14 protein-coding genes are annotated in these 20,143 nt (G+C 74.6%); 6 read left to right on the top strand and 8 right to left on the bottom strand.

Annotated features, from left to right (window positions below):
• Positions 1–77 precede the first annotated feature (77 nt).
• Positions 78–1,574, bottom strand: a complete 1,497-nt coding sequence (locus tag ACFZAU_RS22640; RefSeq protein WP_500553690.1) for a PucR family transcriptional regulator — start codon at positions 1,572–1,574, stop codon at positions 78–80.
• Positions 1,575–1,737: 163 nt separating this feature from the next.
• Between ACFZAU_RS22640 and ACFZAU_RS22635 the strand changes: the two genes are divergently transcribed.
• The 5 genes from ACFZAU_RS22635 (at position 1,738) to ACFZAU_RS22615 (ending at position 11,398) form a co-directional block, all read left to right on the top strand.
• Positions 1,738–3,210, top strand: a complete 1,473-nt coding sequence (locus ACFZAU_RS22635) for a sodium:solute symporter family protein (protein WP_500553689.1) — start codon at positions 1,738–1,740, stop codon at positions 3,208–3,210.
• Between the two features lie 52 nt (positions 3,211–3,262).
• Complete coding sequence (gene speB / locus ACFZAU_RS22630) at positions 3,263–4,225, top strand: agmatinase (RefSeq protein WP_500461479.1); 963 nt, start codon at positions 3,263–3,265, stop codon at positions 4,223–4,225.
• Positions 4,222–5,829 carry a thiamine pyrophosphate-binding protein gene (locus ACFZAU_RS22625; RefSeq protein ID WP_500553688.1) on the top strand — a complete coding sequence of 536 codons (1,608 nt, stop codon included), beginning with the start codon at positions 4,222–4,224 and terminating at the stop codon, positions 5,827–5,829. Before speB ends, ACFZAU_RS22625 begins: the two co-directional genes overlap by 4 nt.
• A gap of 246 nt (positions 5,830–6,075) precedes the next feature.
• Positions 6,076–9,852 (top strand): ABC transporter ATP-binding protein, encoded by a 3,777-nt coding sequence (locus ACFZAU_RS22620; RefSeq protein WP_500553819.1) that lies wholly within the window; start codon positions 6,076–6,078, stop codon positions 9,850–9,852.
• Between the two features lie 136 nt (positions 9,853–9,988).
• Entirely contained in the window at positions 9,989–11,398 is a 1,410-nt protein-coding gene (locus ACFZAU_RS22615; RefSeq protein ID WP_500553687.1) for a S28 family serine protease, read from the top strand.
• A gap of 7 nt (positions 11,399–11,405) precedes the next feature.
• Here the strand turns inward: ACFZAU_RS22615 and ACFZAU_RS22610 are convergent, their stop codons facing one another.
• From ACFZAU_RS22610 to ACFZAU_RS22580, 7 genes are all read right to left on the bottom strand, one after another.
• On the bottom strand, positions 11,406–12,026 hold the full coding sequence (locus ACFZAU_RS22610) for a hypothetical protein (protein ID WP_500553686.1): 621 nt from the start codon (positions 12,024–12,026) through the stop codon (positions 11,406–11,408).
• Positions 12,027–12,124: 98 nt separating this feature from the next.
• Complete coding sequence (locus tag ACFZAU_RS22605) at positions 12,125–13,918, bottom strand: glycoside hydrolase family 3 protein (protein WP_500553685.1); 1,794 nt, start codon at positions 13,916–13,918, stop codon at positions 12,125–12,127.
• Positions 13,919–13,997: 79 nt separating this feature from the next.
• The gene (locus ACFZAU_RS22600) at positions 13,998–14,981 is read right to left on the bottom strand and encodes a hypothetical protein (protein ID WP_500553684.1); all 984 of its coding nucleotides are present in this window, start codon (positions 14,979–14,981) and stop codon (positions 13,998–14,000) included.
• Positions 14,982–15,069: 88 nt separating this feature from the next.
• Positions 15,070–15,975 (bottom strand): LysR family transcriptional regulator, encoded by a 906-nt coding sequence (locus tag ACFZAU_RS22595; protein ID WP_500553683.1) that lies wholly within the window; start codon positions 15,973–15,975, stop codon positions 15,070–15,072.
• Positions 15,976–16,126: 151 nt separating this feature from the next.
• Entirely contained in the window at positions 16,127–16,924 is a 798-nt protein-coding gene (locus ACFZAU_RS22590; protein WP_500553682.1) for a sugar phosphate isomerase/epimerase family protein, read from the bottom strand.
• A gap of 10 nt (positions 16,925–16,934) precedes the next feature.
• Positions 16,935–17,849, bottom strand: a complete 915-nt coding sequence (locus ACFZAU_RS22585) for a bifunctional helix-turn-helix transcriptional regulator/GNAT family N-acetyltransferase (RefSeq protein ID WP_500553681.1) — start codon at positions 17,847–17,849, stop codon at positions 16,935–16,937.
• 111 nt (positions 17,850–17,960) lie between these two features.
• The gene (locus tag ACFZAU_RS22580) at positions 17,961–19,067 is read right to left on the bottom strand and encodes a LacI family DNA-binding transcriptional regulator (protein WP_500553680.1); all 1,107 of its coding nucleotides are present in this window, start codon (positions 19,065–19,067) and stop codon (positions 17,961–17,963) included.
• A gap of 650 nt (positions 19,068–19,717) precedes the next feature.
• On the opposite strand from ACFZAU_RS22580, the gene ACFZAU_RS22575 reads away from it, so the two are divergent.
• Positions 19,718–20,143 (top strand): Gfo/Idh/MocA family oxidoreductase (locus ACFZAU_RS22575; protein WP_500553679.1); only part of this gene is annotated, 426 nt, incomplete at its 3' end.

Below are 20,143 nucleotides of genomic sequence, written 5' to 3'. Positions count from 1 at the left end.
CGGCGGCCGATCGACGCCGGTCCGTTACCTCCTGCCGGGGTGTCAGGAGGCCCGCCGCGGCGCGCCAAAATACGGGTTCACAGCCAGCGCAGCGCGAACCACAGCTCCATGCGTACGTCCGGGTCGTCCAGGTCCGCCTCCAGCAGGGCCGCGGCCCGCCCGACGCGCTGGCGCACGGTGTTGCGGTGCACCTCCAGGGCCACGGCCGTGCGGTCCCAGCTGCCGTGCAGGCCGATCCAGGTGCGCAGGGTCTCCACCAGGGCGGGCGAGCCCGCCAGCGGCGCCAGCAGCTCCCGGGCCCGGTCCCGGGCGTCCTCCGGGGTGACCAGCCCGGTCATGCCGGGACCGGCCCCGCGGTGGACCACCAGCGGCACACGGGTGGCGGTCGCCCGGCGCAGCGCCTCCGCGGCCTGGCCGTCGCCGGTGACGAGGGCGGCCACCGCCACCGGGCCGCTCACCCCCAGGGTCCACCCCGGCTGGGCGGTCACCTCGCGGCCGGCCGGCAGCAGCAGGCGTACGACCGCGTCGCCCGGCTCGACCAGGGCGGTGCCCAGCGCCGCGCCGAGGGCGGCGGCCGGCAGCGGCCCGGCCGGGCCGGCGCGCCTGCGGGCGTGCACGACCGCCCAATGGGACGCCGGTCCCAGCAGCGGGGCCGCGTCCTTGGGGGCCGCGCCCAGCAGCAGCCGCACCAGGGCCGCGGACCGGCCCGCCTCCGCGCTGCCCAGGTGCGGCCCGGTGAGCAGGGAGAGGAGCACGGCGGCCACGTTGGCGACCGCGTGGTCGCCCGGGTCGGGGCGGCCCGTCGCCAGGACGAGCGCCGGCCGCTCGCTCGGGGGGCCGCCGGCGAGGGCGTACGCCGACAGGCGCGTCCCGGCGTGGGTGTCGGTCGCCGACGACGGTGCGTGGGCGTCCGGCGCCGGGCGGACCACCCCGGCGAGCCGGACCGCCGCCGTACGCGCCCGCGGGTCGGGGGCGGTGCCCGCCGCGAACACCTCCGTGCCGTCCGGGGCGATCAGCGCGGCCCACGCGCCCAGACGGCCGGCGAGCCTGCGCAGCACCGAGGGGACGGGATCCGGGCGCGCGGCGGCGGCGGCGAGGGCCTGCTGCGCCTCGGTGACGTGCCGCAGCTCGCGGACCCTGGCCTCGCCCATGGCCTGCCAGACCGCCCGCGCGACGGCGGTGAACGGCGTCTGCGGGGGCACTTCCACGAGCGGCAGGCCGTGGCGGTCGCAGGCGGCGAGCAGCGCGGGCGGGGTCGCGTCGTGCACCGGGGCGAGGCCGAAGCCGAGCGCCGCCGCGCCCGCCTGGACCGTGCGGGCCACGTAGCGGTCCAGGTAGTCCTCGGCGCCCTCCGCCGAGGCGAAGTGCACCCCCGCGGTGAGCAGCAGTTCCCCGCCGAGGAGGTACGGGACGGGGTCCTCCATCTCGCTGGTGTGGACCCACAGGACGCGGACGTCGCTCCCGGCCGCGGACGGTCCCGCGACCTGGCGCAGGCCGAGGTCGGGCAGGGCCAGCAGGGAGGCGAGCGGGATCGGCGGGGTGGGCGGCGTTAGGTCCTGACGCGGGGGAGTCATGTGCGTTTCCTCCATGCGGACCGGTCGGGATGGAGGAAACGTACACTTCAGCGCCTCTCCCCGGCCACCTATCGTCACCGCAGAGGAAGCCCGCGGTTCCATCCGCGGTTCCGCCCGTGGTTCCGTCCGCGGCTTTGTCCGCGCCATCGATGGAGGAGGGCCCATGGCCGTCGACTACGCCGTGATCATCGGCTACCTGGCCGGCATGCTCGCCGTGGGCTGGTGGGGCATGCGCCGCGCCAGGTCCAAGAGCGACTTCCTGGTCGCCGGCCGCCGGCTGGGCCCGTCGATGTACTCCGGCACCATGGCCGCGATCGTCCTCGGCGGTGCCTCCACCATCGGCGGCGTCGGCCTCGGCTACCGGTACGGGCTGTCCGGCGCGTGGATGGTCTTCACGATCGGCCTCGGCCTGCTGGCGCTGAGCGTCTTCTTCTCGGCGCGCATCGCCCGCCTGAGGGTCTACACCGTCTCGGAGATGCTCGACCTGCGCTACGGCGGCTCGGCCGGGGTCATCTCCGGCGTCGTCATGTGGGCCTACACGCTGATGCTCGCGGTGACCTCGACCATCGCCTACGCGACGATCTTCGACGTCCTGTTCGGTCTGGACCGCACCCTGGCGATCGTCCTGGGCGGCGCGGTCGTGGTGGCGTACTCGACGCTGGGCGGCATGTGGTCGATCACGCTCACCGACATGGTGCAGTTCGTGGTCAAGACCCTCGGCGTGCTGGTCCTGCTGCTGCCGATTGCGGTGGTCAAGGCGGGCGGCTTCGCGGAGATGAAGGCGCAGCTGCCGACCGAGTACTTCGCGCCCCTGGGCATCGGCGGGCAGACGATCTTCACCTATGTGCTGATCTACACCTTCGGCATGCTCATCGGCCAGGACATCTGGCAGCGGGTGTTCACCGCCCGCAGCGACAGGGTCGCCAAGCTCGGCGGCACCGTCGCCGGCGTCTACTGCCTGGTGTACGCGATCGCCGGCGCCGTCATCGGCACCGCCGCGAAGGTGCTGTACCCGGACCTGGCGGCGGCCGACGACGCCTTCGCCACCATCGTCAAGGACGCGCTGCCGGTGGGTGTGCGCGGCCTGGTGCTGGCCGCGGCGCTCTCCGCGGTGATGTCCACCTCCTCCGGCGCGCTCATCGCCTGCGCCACGGTGGCCAACAACGACATCTGGTCGCGGTTGCGCGGCGCCGTCGCCCGTGGGAGGGACGGCCGGGAGGGCGCGCACGACGAGGTCTCGGGCAACCGCGTCTTCATCCTGGTCATGGGTGTGGTCGTCATCGTCACCGCCATCGCGCTGAACAACGTCGTCGAGGCGCTGACCGTGGCCTACAACCTGCTCGTCGGCGGGCTGCTGGTGCCGATCCTCGGCGGTCTGCTGTGGAGGCGCGGCACCGCGCAGGGCGCCCTCGCCTCGGTGGCCGTCGGCGGACTGGCCGTCGTGGGCCTGATGGCCTGGAAGGGCATCCTCGCCAACGAGCCCGTCTACTACGGCCTGCTGGCCTCCCTCGCCGCCTATGTCGCGGTGAGCCTCGCCACCGAGCCGACCGACGCCGCCGTCCTGGCGGCCTGGCGGGAGCGGCTGGCCGGACGGGGCCCCGTCCCGGCCGCCGAGGGGACCGTTCCGGTCGGATAAAGTCACAAAGCGAGCAGAGCGCAACGAAGCGCATGAAAGAAGGCAGTTACCCATGAGCAGCACCGAACCGCGCGGCCCCATCGACTCCTCCCGCACCCCGCGGTACGCCGGTCCCGCCACGTTCGCGCGGCTCCCGCGCCTGGACGAGGTCGGCAGCACCGACGTCGCCGTGGTCGGCGTGCCCTTCGACGCGGGCGTCTCCTACCGTCCGGGCGCGCGCTTCGGCGGCAACGCGATCCGCGAGGCCTCCCGTCTGCTGCGCCCGTACAACCCGGCGCAGGACGCCTCACCCTTCGCCCTCGCCCAGGTCGCGGACGCCGGTGACATCGCCGCCAACCCGTTCGACATCAACGAGGCGGTCGAGACGATCCAGGCCGCCGCCGACGACCTGCTCGACACCGGCGCCCGCCTGATGACCCTCGGCGGCGACCACACCATCTCGCTGCCCCTGCTGCGCGCCATGGCACGCAAGCACGGCCCGGTCGCCCTGCTCCACTTCGACGCCCACCTCGACACCTGGGACACCTACTTCGGTGCCGAGTTCACGCACGGCACGCCCTTCCGCCGGGCCGTCGAGGAGGGCGTCCTCGACACCTCCGCGCTCTCCCACGTCGGCACGCGCGGCCCGCTGTACGGCAAGCAGGACCTCACCGACGACGAGAAGATGGGCTTCGGCATCGTCACCTCCGCCGACGTCTACCGGCGCGGCGCGGACGAGGTCGCCCAGCAGCTGCGCGAGCGCATCGGCGACCGCCCGCTGTACGTCTCGATCGACATCGACGTCCTCGACCCGGCCCACGCGCCCGGCACCGGCACCCCCGAGGCCGGCGGCATCACCTCCCGCGAGCTGCTGGAGATCCTGCGCGGCCTGGCCTCCTGCAACCTGGTCTCCGCCGACGTCGTCGAGGTGGCCCCGGCCTACGACCACGCCGAGATCACCAGCGTCGCGGCCTCCCACACCGCGTACGAGCTGACCACGATCATGACCCGGCAGATCGCGGCGGGCCGCGCATGACCGAGCGCAGCGGCGGCGACCTGGTCGTCGAGTCCCTGGCGGCGCTCGGCGCGACGACCGTCTTCGGGCTGCCCGGGCAGCACGCCCTCGGCGCCTTCGACGCCCTGCGGCGCTCCAAGCTGGAGTACGTGGGCCTGCGCGTGGAGAACAACGCGGGCTTCGCCGCGGACGCGTACGCCCGGGTCACCGGCGGCGCCGCTCCGCTGCTGGTCTCCACCGGCCCCGGCGCGCTGATGACGCTGGCCGCGCTCCAGGAGTCGGCCGCCGCATCGGTGCCGGTCGTCGCCGTCGGCAGCCAGGTGCCGGTCGCCGGTCTCGGCGGCGGCCGCCACGGCTACCTGCACGAACTCGTCGACCAGAAGGCGTCGTTCCGCGACGTCGTCAAGTCGGTGCACACCGTCCGCACCGCATCGCAGATCCCCTCGGCCCTGGCCGCCGCCTGGGAGTCGGCCCTGACCGCGCCGTGCGGGCCGGTCTGGGTGGAGATCCCGCAGGACGTGCTGCTCGCCCCCGTCAGCGTGCCGCCCGTCGGGGAGCTGCCGGCCGAGCCCCGCCCGCTGCACCCGCGCGCCGAGCTGATCGCCGAGGCGGCCGCGCTGCTCTCCCGCGCCGAGCGGCCGGTCGTGCTGGCCGGCGGCGGCGTGGTGCGCTCGGGGGCCCAGGCCGAACTGCGCGCCCTCGCCGAACGGCTCGACGCCCCGGTGGCCTGCACCTTCGGCGGCAAGGGGGCCTTCCCCTGGGAGCACCCGCTGTCGCTGCGGAGCTGGCTGGAGGACCGCCACACCACCGACTTCCTGGAGGAGGCCGACGTCCTGCTGGTGGCCGGCTCCGGGCTGGGCGAGCTGTCCTCGAACTACCACACCTTCCGCCCGCGCGGCCGGGTGATCCAGGTCGAGGCCGACCTCGGCAAGCTGGAGTCCAACCACCCGGCGCTGGGCATCCACGCCGACGCCCGGCTCGCCCTCGGCCGGCTCGCCGAGGCCGTCGACGAGCGCCGCGACGCAGCGGCCCCCGAGGCGGTGGCGGCCCTGCTGGCGCGGGTCGGGGAGCGGATCGACGGCCAGGACCTCGGCCTGGAGCGGCGCGTCCTCGCCGCCGTGCGCGACGCCCTCCCGGAGGACGCCCCCAGCTTCTGGGACATGACGATCCTCGCCTACTGGGCCTGGTCCGCCTGGCCCGGCCCGATGCACTCCGCCCAGGGCGCCGGCGGCCTAGGCTACGGCTTCCCCGCCGCCCTCGGCGCGGCCGCCGCCGACCGCTCCCGCCCCGTGCTGGCCGTCTCCGGCGACGGCGGGGCGATGTACTCGATCGCCGAGCTCGCCACCGCCCGGCAGTACGGGCTGCCGGTCACCTGGCTGATCGTCGACGACGGCGGCTACGGCATCCTGCGCGAGTACATGACGGATGCCTTCGGCGAGGCCACCGGCACCGAGCTGGCCCGGCCCGACTTCGTCGCCCTCGCCGCATCCTTCGGCGTGCCGGCGGTCCTGACCCGTCCCGAGCGGCTCCGGGACGACCTCGAGGCCGCCCTCGCGGCGCCCGGCCCGTCCGTGGTCGTGCTCCCCGCGCGCCTGCGGATGTTCGCGCCCACCCACCTGGGGTGACCGGGCGGCCCTGAGCCCGGCCCGGGCAAGAGGGGATACGTTTCCGCGCGCCGGCGGCCCAGGACCTCGGGCGGAACGCTGTCGGACCCTCGTCGTAGTTTTGTTGCGGGAGGATGAAATCCGCACTCCAACGCGTTGTGATCCTCCGGCGAGAAGGACGGGACGGGAGGACACCGGGTGACGGCGAAGGACGACGAAGCGAAGGCAGGGCAGGCCGTGAGGGCCCAGGGCTGGCTGCGACGGCTGATGGGGTACTGCTGGCGCTACCGGGGCAACGTCTCCCTCGCGCTGGGCTCCTCGCTCGCGGGCATGGCCGTGATGGCGCTCGTGCCGCTCGTCCCCAAGCTGATCATCGACGACGTGATCGTCAAGCACGACAAGCCGCTCGCCCCGTGGGCCGGCGTGCTGGTCGGCGCCGCCGTCGTGGTCTACCTGATGACCTTCCTGCGCCGCTTCTACGGCGGCAGACTCGCCCTCGACGTGCAGCACGACCTGCGCACGGACATGTTCCACTCGCTCACCCGGCTCGACGGGGCGCGCCAGGACGAGCTCAACACCGGCCAGGTCGTCGGCCGGGCCACCAGTGACCTGCAGCTCATCCAGGGCCTGCTCTTCATGGCGCCGATGATGATCGGCAACGTCCTGCTGTTCGTGCTGTCGCTCGTCGTGATGTTCGTGCTCTCGCCGCTGCTCACCGTGATCGCCCTCGCCGTCGCGCCCGCCCTGTGGTTCCTCGCCGACCGCAGCCGCAAGCGGCTCTTCCCCGCCACCTGGTACGCGCAGGGGCAGGCCGCCGCCGTCGCCGGGATCGTGGACGGCTCGGTGACCGGCGTCCGCGTTGTGAAGGGCTTCGGCCAGGAGCAGCAGGAGATGTCCAAGCTGCGCTCCGTCAGCGAGCGGCTGTTCGCCGGGCGGCTGCGCACCATCCGGCTCAACGCCCGCTACAGCCCCGCCCTGCAGGCGGTGCCCTCGCTCGGGCAGGTCGGCATGCTGGCGCTCGGCGGCTGGATGGCCGTACGGGGCCAGATCACCCTGGGCACCTTCGTCGCCTTCTCGACCTACCTCGCCCAGCTGACCGGCCCGGTGCGCATGCTCACGATGATGCTCACCGTCGGCCAGCAGGCCCGGGCCGGCGTCGAGCGCGTCACCGAACTCATCGACACCCGCCCGAGCCTGGAGGAGGGCGCCGGGCAGCTGTCCCCCGAGGCCGCGGCGACCGTCGAGTTCGACCACGTCAGCTTCGGCTACGACCGCACCCGCCCGGTGCTGGACGACTTCTCGCTCACCGTCGAACCCGGCGAGACCGTCGCCGTCGTCGGCGCCTCCGGCAGCGGCAAGTCGACCGTCTCCCTCCTGCTGCCGCGCTTCTACGACGTGACCGGCGGCGCCGTGCGGGTCGGCGGCCGCGACGTGCGCGACCTCACCTTCGACTCCCTGCGCGACGCCATAGGCCTCGTGCCGGAGGACAGCTTCCTGTTCTCCGACACCGTCCGCGCCAACATCGCCTACGGCCACCCCGACGCCACCGACGAGCAGATCCTCACCGCGACCCGGCACGCCCAGGCGGACGGGTTCATCAGCGCCCTGCCCGAGGGGTACGACACCGTCGTCGGCGAGCAGGGGCTGACCCTCTCCGGCGGCCAGCGCCAGCGCGTCGCCCTGGCCCGCGCCATCCTCACCGACCCGCGGCTGCTCGTCCTCGACGACGCGACGTCCGCCGTCGACGCCCGCGTCGAGGCGGAGATCCACGACGCGCTGCGCGAGGTGATGGCGGGCCGCACGACCCTGCTCATCGCCCACCGCCGCTCCACCCTCGCCCTCGCCGACCGGATCGCCGTGCTGGAGGCCGGCCGGCTGGTCGACGTGGGCACCCACGAGGAGCTGGAAGCCCGCTGCCCGCTGTACCGGCGGCTGCTGACCGACCCCGACGAGCTCGGTTCGGACGTCGTCACCCACGACCCCGCGGGCGAGGTCGTGCCCCTCACCGAATGGCCCGGCGAGGGCGCGGTCGCGGCCCCCACGGCGCGACCCGCCGCCTCGGCGCCCGCGGACGGCGGCGTGACCGCCGCCCTGTGGCCGGGGGACCGCCGGCACCGTGACGAGGAGCCGGGACGGACACAGGGGGCGCCCTCCCCGGCCGCCGTGCGCGGCGGACCGGGCGGGATGGCCTCGGCCATGGCCGGGATGCCCGCGACCCCCGAGCTGCTGGCGCAGGTGGCCGCGCTGCCCCCGGCCCTGGACACCCCGGACGTCGACGAGGACGCGGCGGCCTCCGTCGAGAAGGACTTCGGCCTGCGCAGTCTGCTGCGCGGCTTCCGCGGCCCCCTGCTGCTGAGCCTGGTCTTCGTCGCCGTGGACGCGCTGGCCGGGCTGTTGCTGCCCGTCCTGATCCGGCACGGCATCGACTCCGGTGTGCGGCAGGCCGCGCTCGGCGCCGTATGGGTCGCGGCCCTGCTGGGCCTGGCCGTCGTCGCCGCGCAGTGGGCCGCGCAGTGGGGCTCCACGCGCCTGACCGGCCGTACCGGCGAGCGCGTGCTCTACATGCTCCGCGTGAAGATCTTCTCCCACCTGCACCGGCTCGGCCTCGACTACTACGAGCGCGAGCTGAGCGGCCGCATCATGACGCGGATGACGACCGACGTCGACGCGCTCTCGACGTTCCTGCAGACCGGTCTGGTCACCGCGCTGGTCAGCGTGCTCACCTTCCTCGGCATCCTGGGCGCGCTGCTGGTGATCGACGTCCAGCTGGCACTGATCGTCTTCGCCACCCTGCCGGTGCTCTTCGTCGCGACCTGGGTGTTCCGCCGCAAGTCCGTCAAGGCCTACGAGCTGGCCCGGGAACGGGTCAGTGTCGTCAACGCCGACCTGCAGGAGCACGTCGCCGGGCTCCGCGTCGTGCAGGCCTTCCGCGGCGAGCGCGGCGGCGCCCTGCGGTTCGCCGGCCGCAGCGACGCCTACCGGCAGGCGCGCGTGCGCGGCCAGTGGCTGATCTCGGTCTACTTCCCCTTCGTGCAGCTGCTGTCCAGCGTCGCCGCCGCCCTGGTGCTGATCGTCGGTGCCCACCGGGTCGGCGCCGGCACCCTCACCGCCGGCGCGCTGGTGGCGTACCTGCTCTACATCGACCTGTTCTTCTCCCCCGTCCAGCAGCTGTCCCAGGTCTTCGACGGCTACCAGCAGGCGTCGGTGTCCCTGGGCCGCATCCGCGAGCTGCTGCGCACGCCCACCGCCACCCCGCCCGCCGAGTCCCCGCGCGGGGTCGGCCGGCTGCACGGCGAGATCGCCTTCCGCGACGTGCACTTCCGCTACACCGACGAGGGCGCCGAGGCGCTGTCCGGGATCGACCTGCGGATCCCCGCCGGCCAGACGGTGGCCTTCGTCGGCGAGACGGGCGCGGGCAAGTCCACGCTGGTCAAGATGGTCGCCCGGTTCTACGACCCGACCTCGGGCGCCGTCCTCGTCGACGGCCAGGACATCCGCGAGCTCGACCTGACCGGCTACCGGCAGCGGCTCGGCGTCGTCCCGCAGGAGGCGTACCTCTTCGAGGGGACGGTCCGGGACGCCATCGCCTACGGGCGGATGGACGCGACCGACGCCGAGGTGGAGGCCGCGGCGCGCGCCGTCGGCGCCCACGAGATGATCGCCACCCTGGACGGCGGCTACCTGCACTCCGTCTCCGAACGCGGCCGCAACCTCTCCGCCGGACAGCGGCAGTTGATCGCCCTGGCCCGCGCCGAGCTGGTCGACCCGGATGTGCTGCTGCTCGACGAGGCGACGGCCGCCCTGGACCTGGCGACCGAGGCACTGGTCAACCAGGCCGCCGACCGGCTCGCCGTACGCCGCACCACCCTGGTCGTCGCCCACCGGCTGACCACCGCGGCCCGCGCCGACCGGGTCGTCGTCCTCGACCACGGCCGGGTCGTCGAGGACGGCACGCACGAGCAACTCCTCGCCGCCGACGGCCGGTACGCCGCGCTGTGGCGGACCTTCGTCGGCGAGGACGAGAGCAGCGAGGCCGTCGCCTAGACCGCCGCCCCTCGCCGCCCCGCGGCCCGGACCCGGTGGTCCGGGCCGCCGCTCTTTGCCCAACGCCCCCTGGCGGCAGACGACTTCCTCCTCATAGGTTCACGGGCGACGCCCGTCGAACCCCGAAGGAGGGGGCATGCGCAACGCGCTCAGATGGCTGCTGGCGCTGGTGTTGCTCATAGGCATCGCCGGCGGTGGAGTCGCCACCGCGACCGCTGACGAGCCGGACATCAGGGACCGCATCCTGGCGATACCCGGGATGAGCCTGATCGAGGAGAAGCCGGTCTCCGGATACCGCTTCTTCGTCCTCGACTACACGCAGCCGGTGGACCACCGGCACCCGTCCAAGGGGACGTTCAAGCAGCGGATCACCGTGCTGCACAAGGGGACCGACCGGCCCACCGTCTTCTACACCTCCGGCTACGGCCTCTCCACGACCCCCTCGCGCCGTGAGCCGACGCAGATCGTCGACGGCAACCAGGTCTCCATGGAGTACCGCTTCTTCACGCCGTCCCGGCCGGCCCCCGCCGACTGGTCCAAGCTCGACATCTGGCAGGCCGCCAGCGACCAGCACCGCATCTACCGGGCCCTCAGCCGGATCTACGCCGAGAACTGGCTCGCGACCGGCGCCAGCAAGGGCGGCATGACGGCCACGTACTACCGCCGCTTCTACCCGCACGACATGGCCGGCACGGTCGCCTACGTCGCCCCCAACGACGTGGTGAACGACGAGGACTCCGCCTACACCCGCTTCTTCCGCACCGTCGGTACCGCCGACTGCCGGGCGAAGCTGAACGCCGTGCAGCGCGAGGCGCTCGTCCGCCGGGGCGAGATCGTCGCCCGCTACCAGAAGTACGCCGCGGACAACGGGCTGACCTTCACCACCGTCGGCAGCGCCGACCGGGCGTACGAGAACGTGGTGCTCGACCTGGTGTGGGCCTTCTGGCAGTACCACCAGCAGGCGGAGTGCGCGGACGTCCCCGCGGCGAGCGCCACGACGGACGCGATCTACTCCTTCGTCGACTCCGTCTCCGGCTTCGACTTCTACACCGACCAGGGCCTGGAGTACTACACGCCGTACTACTACCAGGCCGGCACCCAGCTCGGCGCCCCGACGTTCGCCACCCCGCACCTGAAGGGGCTGCTGCGCTACCCCGGGATCTACCAGCCGCGCTCCTACGTGCCGCGTTCCATCCCGATGCGCTTCCAGCCCCGCGCGATGCACGACGTCGACTCCTGGGTGCGCCACCACGCGGAGCGGATGCTGTTCGTGTACGGGTCCAACGACCCCTGGGGGGCCGAGCCGTTCCGGCTCTCGCGCGGCGCGCACGACTCCTATGTGATGTGGGCGCCCGGCGCCAACCACGGCGCGGTCATCGGCGCGCTCGGCGCGGCGGACCGCGCCAAGGCCACCGCCGAGGTGCTGGAGTGGGCCGGGGTCGCCCCCGCGGCCGTACGCGCCGACCCCGGTTCGGCCAGGCCCCTGGCGGCGTACGACGCCAAGCTCGACCGGAGCACCGAGGCCGCCGGCCGGCTGCCCTTCTGATCGGGTGTCAGAGCCGGCGGGCGCACCCCACGCCCGCCGGCCCGGCGCCCACCCCGACGTACAGGGCCGTCCCCGTGGGGCAGGCCCCGCGGCCGCGGGCCAGCTCCACGACCCGGAACTGCGGGGCGTGCGGCCCCGATCCGTCGCAGGGCGTCTCCTTCACCTGTCCCTTCCGGGACGTGTAGACGCAGTCGCCCGCGATCGTGCGGGGCCCGCCGCGCCCGCCCGGGTCCCCGGGGTGCGGTGCCGCCAGGTTGCGCATGCAGGCGTAGCCCTGGGGGCGGGCGGCGGTGACGGTGAGCAGGAAGTCCGTGGTCGGCGGGCAGCGGTCGCCGGCCCGTGCGGCGGCCGGGGGAGCGGGCGACGGCGAGGCCGGCAGCAGCCCGTACAGCCGGCCGACGACGCGGGCGCGGGCGGCCGGGTCCGAGCAGCCCACCTCCCGGTAGGCGCCGGCCCGGTCGCGGGCCGCGCAGTCGCCGCGGTCCAGGAAGACCGCGTCATGGGTGACGGACGGGACCGCGGGAGCGGCGGCGCCGCTGCCCGTGCCGCCCGGGCCCGGCGAGCAGGCGGCGAGCACCACCGCGACCAGCCACGCCGCTCCCAGGAGCTGTCCGGACAACACGCGCATGGCGGCCCCCCACCCGTCCCCCCGGGCGAGTTGCCCGTTTTCGGCAGGATAAGTGGCGTGGCCCCTTTCCGGGAGGGGCCGCCCCGCGCGCCGCGGGCTCAGTACCGCAGGCCCCAGCCGACCGGGTAGAGGGTCCGTGACGGGTCGTCCGCGGCGGGTACCGCCACCGGCAGCTTCCCGGTGGGCCGCACCTTGCCGGCCAGCACCCGTGCCGCCGCCCGCATCGACACGTCCGTCCAGCCGTAGGTGGCCAGCGACGCGGCCACCCCCTCCAGCCGCGCGACGTCGTACGGGTTGCGGATCGCGACCTGCACCACCGGCACGCCGGTGGCGACGAGCGCGGCGACCAGCGCGATCTGGCCCGTCGACGCCCCGGTCACGTTGTACGTGGCCACCACCACCGCGTCCTTGTCCCGCGCGGCGGCCACCGCCTGGTCGATCGCGGCCTGCCCCGGCGCGGTCCCGGTCGACAGGACCTGGGCGGTGTGCCCGAGGCCGGCCAGCGCCGCGCCGAGCACCGCGGTGGGCGGGCCGCCGGTGCCCGAGGGCGCGGCCGGGTCGGCACCGACGACCAGCAGCCGACGGTGGGCCGGCAGCGGCAGCGTCCCGCGGTTCGCCAGCAGCGTCACGGTGCGTTCGGTGATCCGGTCGGCCTCCGCCAGGTGGCCGCGGGTGCCGACCGTCCGGTCCACGCCGCGGTGGGTGACGTACGGGTCGTCGAGCAGCCCGCGCCGCGCCTTGAGCGTGAGGATCCGGGTGAGGGACTCGTCGAGGCGCTCCTCGGTGAGCTCCCCGGACCGCACGGCGGCCAGCACGCCCTGCCAGGCGGTCTCCAGGACCGGCGGGTTGAGCAACTGGTCGGCGCCGGCCTTCAGGGCGAGCACCGGGACGCGGTCGTCACCGTACTTCTGGCGTACGCCCTCCATGCCGAGGGAGTCGGTGACGACCACGCCGTCGTAGCCGAGTTCCTCGCGCAGGATGCCGGTGAGGATCGGCCGGGACAGCGTGGCGGGGTCGCCGGAGTCGTCGAGGGCGGGCACCAGGATGTGCGCGGTCATGATCGAGTCGATGCCGGCGGCGATCGCGGCGCGGAACGGCGGGGCGTCAAGGCGCCGCCACTCCTCCAGCGAGTGCGTGATGACGGGCAGGGCGTAGTGGCTGTCGGTGCCGGTGTCGCCGTGTCCGGGGAAGTGCTTGGCGGTGGCCACGACCCCGGCCCGCTGGTAGCCCTCCACCTGGGCGGCGACGAGCGCGGCCACGGCCTTCGGGTCGGCGCCGAAGGAGCGCACGCCGATCACGGGATTGGCGGGGTTGACGTTGACGTCGGCGACCGGCGCGTAGTCCTGGCCGATGCCCATCGCCGCCAGTTCGGCCCCGGCGACGGCCGCGGCCCGCCGGGCGTCCCGGGTGCTGCCGCCCGCGCCGAGCGCCATCCCGCCCGGGAAGAGCGTGGCGGGGGAGCCGACCCGGGCGACGGCGCCGTGCTCCTGGTCGGTGGAGATCAGCAGCGGGATCCGGGACGACCGCTGGATGCCGTTGGAGAGGTCGGCTATCTGGTGCGGATCACGGGTGTTGTGGGCCCACGCGAAGTAGATGATGCCGCCGACGTGGTACTTCCCGATCAGCTCGGCGGCGTCGGAGACCCCGATCTCGGCCTGGTTCGCGGCCACGTCGGCCGGATCGGGGGCAGTGGCCGAATGGCCGTACACGCGCATGACGAAGAGCTGGCCGATCTTCTCCTCGATGCTCATGCGGTCGATGAGCGCACGGACGCGTCTGCGGTCGGCCGCGGCCGCGCTCGCGGTGCCCGGGACGCCGAGGGCGAGGGCGGTGGAGGCGGCCGCGGTGGCACCGAGCACCGTGCGGCGGGAGGGACGGGGACGGCTGTGCATGACGGACTCCTTCCGGCAGGAGGAGGCGGAAGCGCTGAAAGAAACCTTCAAGGAGACACGCTTAGCCGGAAAGTAATTGTCAGTCAATGAGTCGGGCACGCTCCGGCACGAGCACCGCAGGCACCGTGAGCACCGCCGCGTAGTGCTGGACCTGGACGCACCGGATGTGCTCGTCCCCGGTGGGGGAGGCCGAGATCTCCTGCCGGCCGATGGTCAGGACGGCCCCGGTGGGCGCGCAGCCGGTCAGCACGAAGGCGAAGCGCCGCTCGTCCGGGCGCCGGGGATGCCGTGCCAGCTGCTCGCGCAGCGCGGCCGCCCCCTTGCGGGGCAGACCGGCGAGGAAGGCGTCCAGCTGCCGGGCCGTGGTGACCTCGGCACTGCGCCGGCCGATGCGATCCCGCGTCTCCTCCAGGCCGCCGAACGCGACCGTGCTCCCCGGGGCCGGCGGATCGGCCCGCGGGTCCGCCTCCTGCGCGAAACGCGGCCGCTTCGGCATCCGGTCGCGCGGCACCTCGAACACGGTGACCACCTGGTTGGCGACCAGGCACTGACCCATCGGCCGCTGCGCCAGGCCGAGCGTCAGCCGGTCGCCGCCCCGGAAGAGGACGGCGTCCCTGGTGCTGTTGCAGCCGGTCGTCCGGCTCCAGGCGACGAGGACCGAGCGCGAGAAGTCGGTCCGCGCGGCGCGCCGCGCGATGTCGTCGGCGATCTCCGGTGCCGACTTCATGAAGTAGCCGGGGAACCGGCCCAGGTCGCGCTCGCCGTCGAGGACCGTGTGCACCGCGGGCACCCGGCGCGTGGTCTCGGTGAAGTACACGCGGCGGGTGGAGACCGTCCCGTTCCCCGGCGGGGACGGCGACGGCGGCGACGACAGCGACGTCGAGGACACGGACGGCACGGCGGGCGCGCCGGACGGCGCCGGACCGGTGGGCAGGGTGGCGATCGCGGAGGTGGAGGGGCCGCCACCGGCGTTGTCGGAGGGGGGTACGCCGGTGGCGGGCTGCTGCCGGCCGCATGCGGCGGAGAGGGTTGTCAGCGACGCAGCCAGCAGCGTGACCGACACCGCTTTGCGGAGACTCCCCGGCAGCACGCGGGTTGGACGGGACGGGGACGCGAACGGTTCCCTGCGGATGGGTGCCATCCGCCCATGGTCAGGCAACGACCCCCGGGTAGTGGGCGCGCAACGCCCGGACCGTCTCCGTGATGGCCGGACGTCGCGACGCCCCCGTCCGCCACAAGGCGTAAAGCCGCCGCACGGGAGCCGGCTCCAGCGGCACCACGACCACACCCTCCGGCACCGGCCCGCGCCCCAGCCGCGGCACCAGCGCGATCCCCAGCCCGGCCGCCACCAGCGCCAACTGCGTCTGGTACTCGGCGACCTGGAACGCCAGGTCCGGCTCGGCGCCCGCCTCCCGCAGGGTCCGCACCAGCCAGTCGTGGCACACGTGCCCGGGCGGCTGGCAGATCCACCGCTCGTCGACGACGTCCTCGCGGACCAGCGCGGCGCGCGCCGCCAGCGGATGCCCGGCCGGGACCAGCACGTCGCAGTGGTCCTCGCCGATCACCACCCGCTCCAGCCCTTCGGGCGCGGGCAGCGGCGCGATGTCCCAGTCGTGCACCACGGCCAGGTCGACGACGCCGCGCGAGACCAGGTCGACCGACAGGTGGGCGCCCTCCTCCAGCAGCCGCAGCTCCAGCGACGGGTAGGCGGCCGTCAGCCCGGCGAGCACCTCGGGGAGCAGACCGCGCGCGGCGGTCGGGAAGGCGGCCATGGTCAGCCGTCCGGTGGGGCGGCCGCGCCGCTCCTCCAGCGCCACCTCGGCCCGCTCCACGATCGCCATCAGCTCCTGCGCGGTCTCCGCCAGCAGCTGGGCGGCCTCGGTCAGCGCCACACCGCGCCCCTGCCGCTCCAGCAGCGTCGTACGGGTCTCCCGCTCCAGCTTGGCGATCTGCTGGGACACGGCGGAGGCCGTGTAGCCGAGTGCCGTGGCCGCGGCCCCCACCGATCCGTGCACGTGCACGGCGTGCAGCGCCCGCAGCCGGGCCAGGTCCAGCATCCGTTCACCTCGTCATCCCGTGCGCCCGCCGGAAGGGCACACCGTTCAGCAACGCTGAAACCGACAGCTCGGCAGCACTCGCTGGTGCTTAAGGGTACGGGTGCCCGGCACCCGGCGCGGGCGTCGGGGCCGGAGGCGGGCTCAAGCGGGCTCAGGCGGACTCGCCGAGCAGCCGCAGCAGGTGCGAACGCCCCCGCGACAGCAGCTCCGGCAGCGCCCGCACCTGCGGGTACCAGCGCTTCTCGTACTCCCAGCACAGCCAGCCGTCCCAGTCCGCCCGGCTGAGCACCTCCACCGTGCCGGCCAGCGGCAGCGCCCCGTGGCCGAGCGGCAGCGGGGTGGTGTCCGCCGCCGAGGAGACGTCCTTGACCTGCACGTAGCCCAGGTAGGGGGCGAGCACCGGATAGGTGTGCTCGGGCTGCTCGCCGCCCAGCCACGGGTGCATCACGTCCCAGAGCGCGCCCGCGTGGTGATGGCCCACCAGCCCCAGGATCCGCGCCACGTCCGCGCCGGTCCGGTGCGAGTCGTGGGTCTCCACCAGGACGCGCACGCCCGCGTCCGCCGCCTCCGGGGCGACCGCGGCCAGCCGGCGGGCCGCCCTGGTGTCGGCGGCGTCCCTGTCGTCCTCGCCGCCGCCGGGGAACACCCGTACGTAGGAGGCACCGAGGTCGGCGGCGAGGCGTACGTGGTCGCGCAGCCCGCGCAGCGCGGGGGCGTCCTCGCCCGGAGCGGCCACCTGCACGTAGGAGGCGACCGCCAGGACCGCGACGCCGGAGCCGCGGAACTCGCCCGCCACGTCGGCACGCTGCCGTTCCGTCAGGCCGCTGTGCACCGGCTCCTCGTGGCCCGCCCGCAGCTCCACGCCGTGGTAGCCGTGCTCCACGGCGAGCCGGACCACGTCCGGCACGGGGAGCCCCGGCACGCCGAGGGTCGAGAACGCGAGCTTCACTTTTCGGACGTTACAGCACCAGTCGCCAGTCCTGCCCGACGAGATCGCGGCCGAAGCTGCGGTGCGGCTTCTGCCCGACGAGCTCGAAACCGGCCGCCTCGTAGATGCGCCGGGCGGAGACCAGGACGTCGTTCGTCCACAGCACCAGCTCGCGGTGGCCGGCCGCGCGGGCGTGGGCGACGCAGGCCTCGACCAGCCGGCGGCCGATGCCGTGGCCCCGGGCGGCCGGGTCCACCAGGAGCAGGCGCAGCCGTGCCGTGCCGGGTGCGTCGTCGCGTACGCAGAAGACGCACCCGGCGCGCTCGCCGTCGAGTTCGGCGATCCAGGCCCGCTCGTGGCCGTCCGCGACGATCCGGGCGACGAGGGTCTCGTACTCGGCGTTCCAGCCGTACTCCTCGGCGTAGACCTCCGCGTTGCGCTGGACCACCCAGCCGAGGTCGCCGGGGCGCGGCTCCCGCAGCCGGACCCGGGCCGCGGCGGGGGACCGGGTGCCGGCGGCGTCGCCGCCGAGGACGTCGCGTACGGTGCGCATGGCCTCGGTGAGGCGGTCGCGGTCGTGCGGGGCGAGCCCGCCGACCAGGGACCCGACCGCTTCCCGCGACCGGTCCTCCAGCAGCCGGGCGGCCTCGCGGCCGTCGTGCGTCAGCTTCACGCGCTGCCGCCTGGCGTCCTGCGGTGACGGCGCGCGGGTCAGCAGGCCCCGTTCCCCGAAGGCCGCCAGCATCCGGCTGAGCTGGCCGGCGTCCACGGACAGGGCCGCGCGCAGGTCGGCGGCGTCCAGCCCGCCGTCGGGGGCGTGGGCGAGTTCGTAGAGGACGCGGGCCTCGGTGAGGGTGTACGGGGTGTGCAGGTGGCGGCTGTAGTCGAGCGCGCCGATGAGGTTGGTGTAGAAGCGGTTGAACGCCCGGATCTCCTGGACGGTCACGGCGGTCCTCCCGGAAATTCTTTGACTGGGTCAAAGGTAATCCGAACCGGGTGGTCCTGCACAGGTATCGGCCCCCGGTACGGGCGCGCGCCCGGGGCGCTCCCGTGGCCGCTACGCGACCTTCCGCGGCGCCGCCGTCGACGCCCTTACCATCAGTTCCGTCCGCACGGTCGCCTGCCCGCCGGGAGGCGGCGCCTGCCGCCCCATGACGAGGCGTCCCGCGCGGGCGCCCGCCTCCTGCAGCGGTATGCGCACCGTCGTGAGCGCGGGGACGGCGTCCACGCTGAAGGGCAGGTCGTCGAAGCCGGCGACCGAGACGTCCTCGGGGATGCGCAGCCCGCGCTCGCGCAGCGCCGCGCAGACGCCGAGCGCCACCGTGTCGTTGGCGGCGACGACGGCCGTGAGCTCCGGTTCGCGGCGCAGCAGTTCCAGCGCGGCGTCGTAGCCGGAGGAGCGGTCGTAGTAGCCGTGCACGGTGAGGCGGTCGAGTTCGGCGGGGGAGCCCGCGAGTCCGGCCTCGGCCAGGGCTGTGCGGTGGCCCTCCAGGCGGTGCCGGGTGGTGCTGCGCTCGGCGGGGCCCGCGACGTAGCCGATTGCGCGGTGGCCGAGGCCCAGCAGGTGCTCGGTCAGGCGCTGCGCGCCGCCGCGGTTGTCGAAGGCGACGGTCATCACGGAGTCCGCGGCGGGCCCGGCCAGGCCGGCGAGCTCGGGCAGGGGCGGGCGGCCGCACAGCACGATCCGGGTGCCGGAGGCGGCGAGCCGGGCGAGGCGGCCGGCCACGGCGGCGCTGTGACCGGTGCCCTCCACGGCGCCGCCGGTGAGCACCACGCCGGCGGCGCGCTGCCGTTCCAGCAGGGTCAGGTAATTGAGCTCGGCCTCGGGGGAGCCCCCGGTGTTGCAGACCACGGCGAGCTTCCCGGCACCCGCGGGCGGCCCCGACGGCTGTTCGGCGCCGCCGCAGATCTCGCTCTGCACCGCGCTGGCCATGAGCCCGAAGAAGGGGTCGGCGACGTCGTTGACCAGGACCCCGACCAGGTCGGAGGTGGCGGCGGCCAGTGCGCGGGCGTGCCCGTTCACGACGTAGTCGAGGTCGTCGACGGCCCGCAGCACCCGCTCGCGCGTGCTGCCTGCGACCGGGTAGTTGCCGTTCAGGACGCGCGAGACGGTCGCGGCGGACACTCCGGCGCGCGCCGCCACGTCGGCGAGGGTCACTGCCATCTCGTCTGTTTCCTCCGGGTCGGTCATCCCCGGGCCCTCCGCCCGTAGCGGCACATGTTCTCACCTCGGGGGCCGCCGGGGGAGCGGAGTCGCGGGGCACCTTGCCGGGGGTCCCGCACCGCGCTGGGGTGCTGATCTTGGCGAGCGCTTTCTATAAACGTTTCAGAGGCCGTGGCGTGCTGTGGCCGTCGCCGGCGGAGCCGTCGCGGAGCCTGTTGCGGAGTCCCCGGCGGCCCCGCGGCGGCCGGGGTCCGGGGTTGTGGGCCGGGGTCGTCGTGGGAGGTCCGTCGCGCCGCGTCCGGCGGTCGCGCCGAACACCCCACGGCGGGCGGCGCGTCGGGATCCGGGGTGCCGGAGCCCCGGGCGCACGGGCGCGCCACCGCGGGCGCACGCCGACGGCATCCGGTGTCGCCGGTTGTGCGGGCCGGCCGCCGTGCGGGCAACCGCCCCGGGGTGTCGGGAGGCGAATGCGACGCGACGGGAACACCACCGCCCCGCGTCCGGACCGATGACCCCACGTCAGGCGGGGGACGTGCGGCCGCCCTTCGTCGTGTCCCCTCTTGTCGGGGGTGTCCGGCAGCCGTTAGCGTGAGCAGAGGGAAAGCGCTTACTGTCACCGCCCGGAGATCCACGGGAGAGGGGAACCCCACGTGACACGCAGGACCGTGCGGATCGCCATGAACGGCGTCACCGGACGAATGGGCCACCGCCAGCACCTCGTCCGCTCGATCCTCGCCCTGCGCGAGCAGGGCGGACTCGACCTCGGTGACGGCACGGTGCTGTGGCCGGAGCCCGTCCTCGTCGGCCGCCGCGAGCACGCGCTGCGCGCCCTCGCCGAACGCCACGGCCTGGACCCCGCCCTGGTCTCCACCGACCTGGACGCCGTGCTCGCCGACCCCGCCACCGAGATCTACTTCGACGCCCAGGTCACCGCCGCCCGCGAGGAGGCGATCACCAAGGCGATCGCCGCCGGCAAGCACATCTACACCGAGAAGCCCACCGCGACCGGCCTGGACGGGGCGCTGCGGCTGGCCCGCCTCGCCACGGAGGCCGGAGTGCGCCACGGCGTCGTCCAG

Origin of the sequence: Streptomyces sp. NPDC008238 (genome assembly GCF_042956445.1) — a bacterium.
In the GTDB taxonomy this organism is placed as follows: Bacteria; Actinomycetota; Actinomycetes; order Streptomycetales; family Streptomycetaceae; genus Actinacidiphila.
The sequence above is the reverse complement of the archived record's forward strand: the minus strand, read 5'-3'. Positions and strand labels throughout refer to the sequence as shown.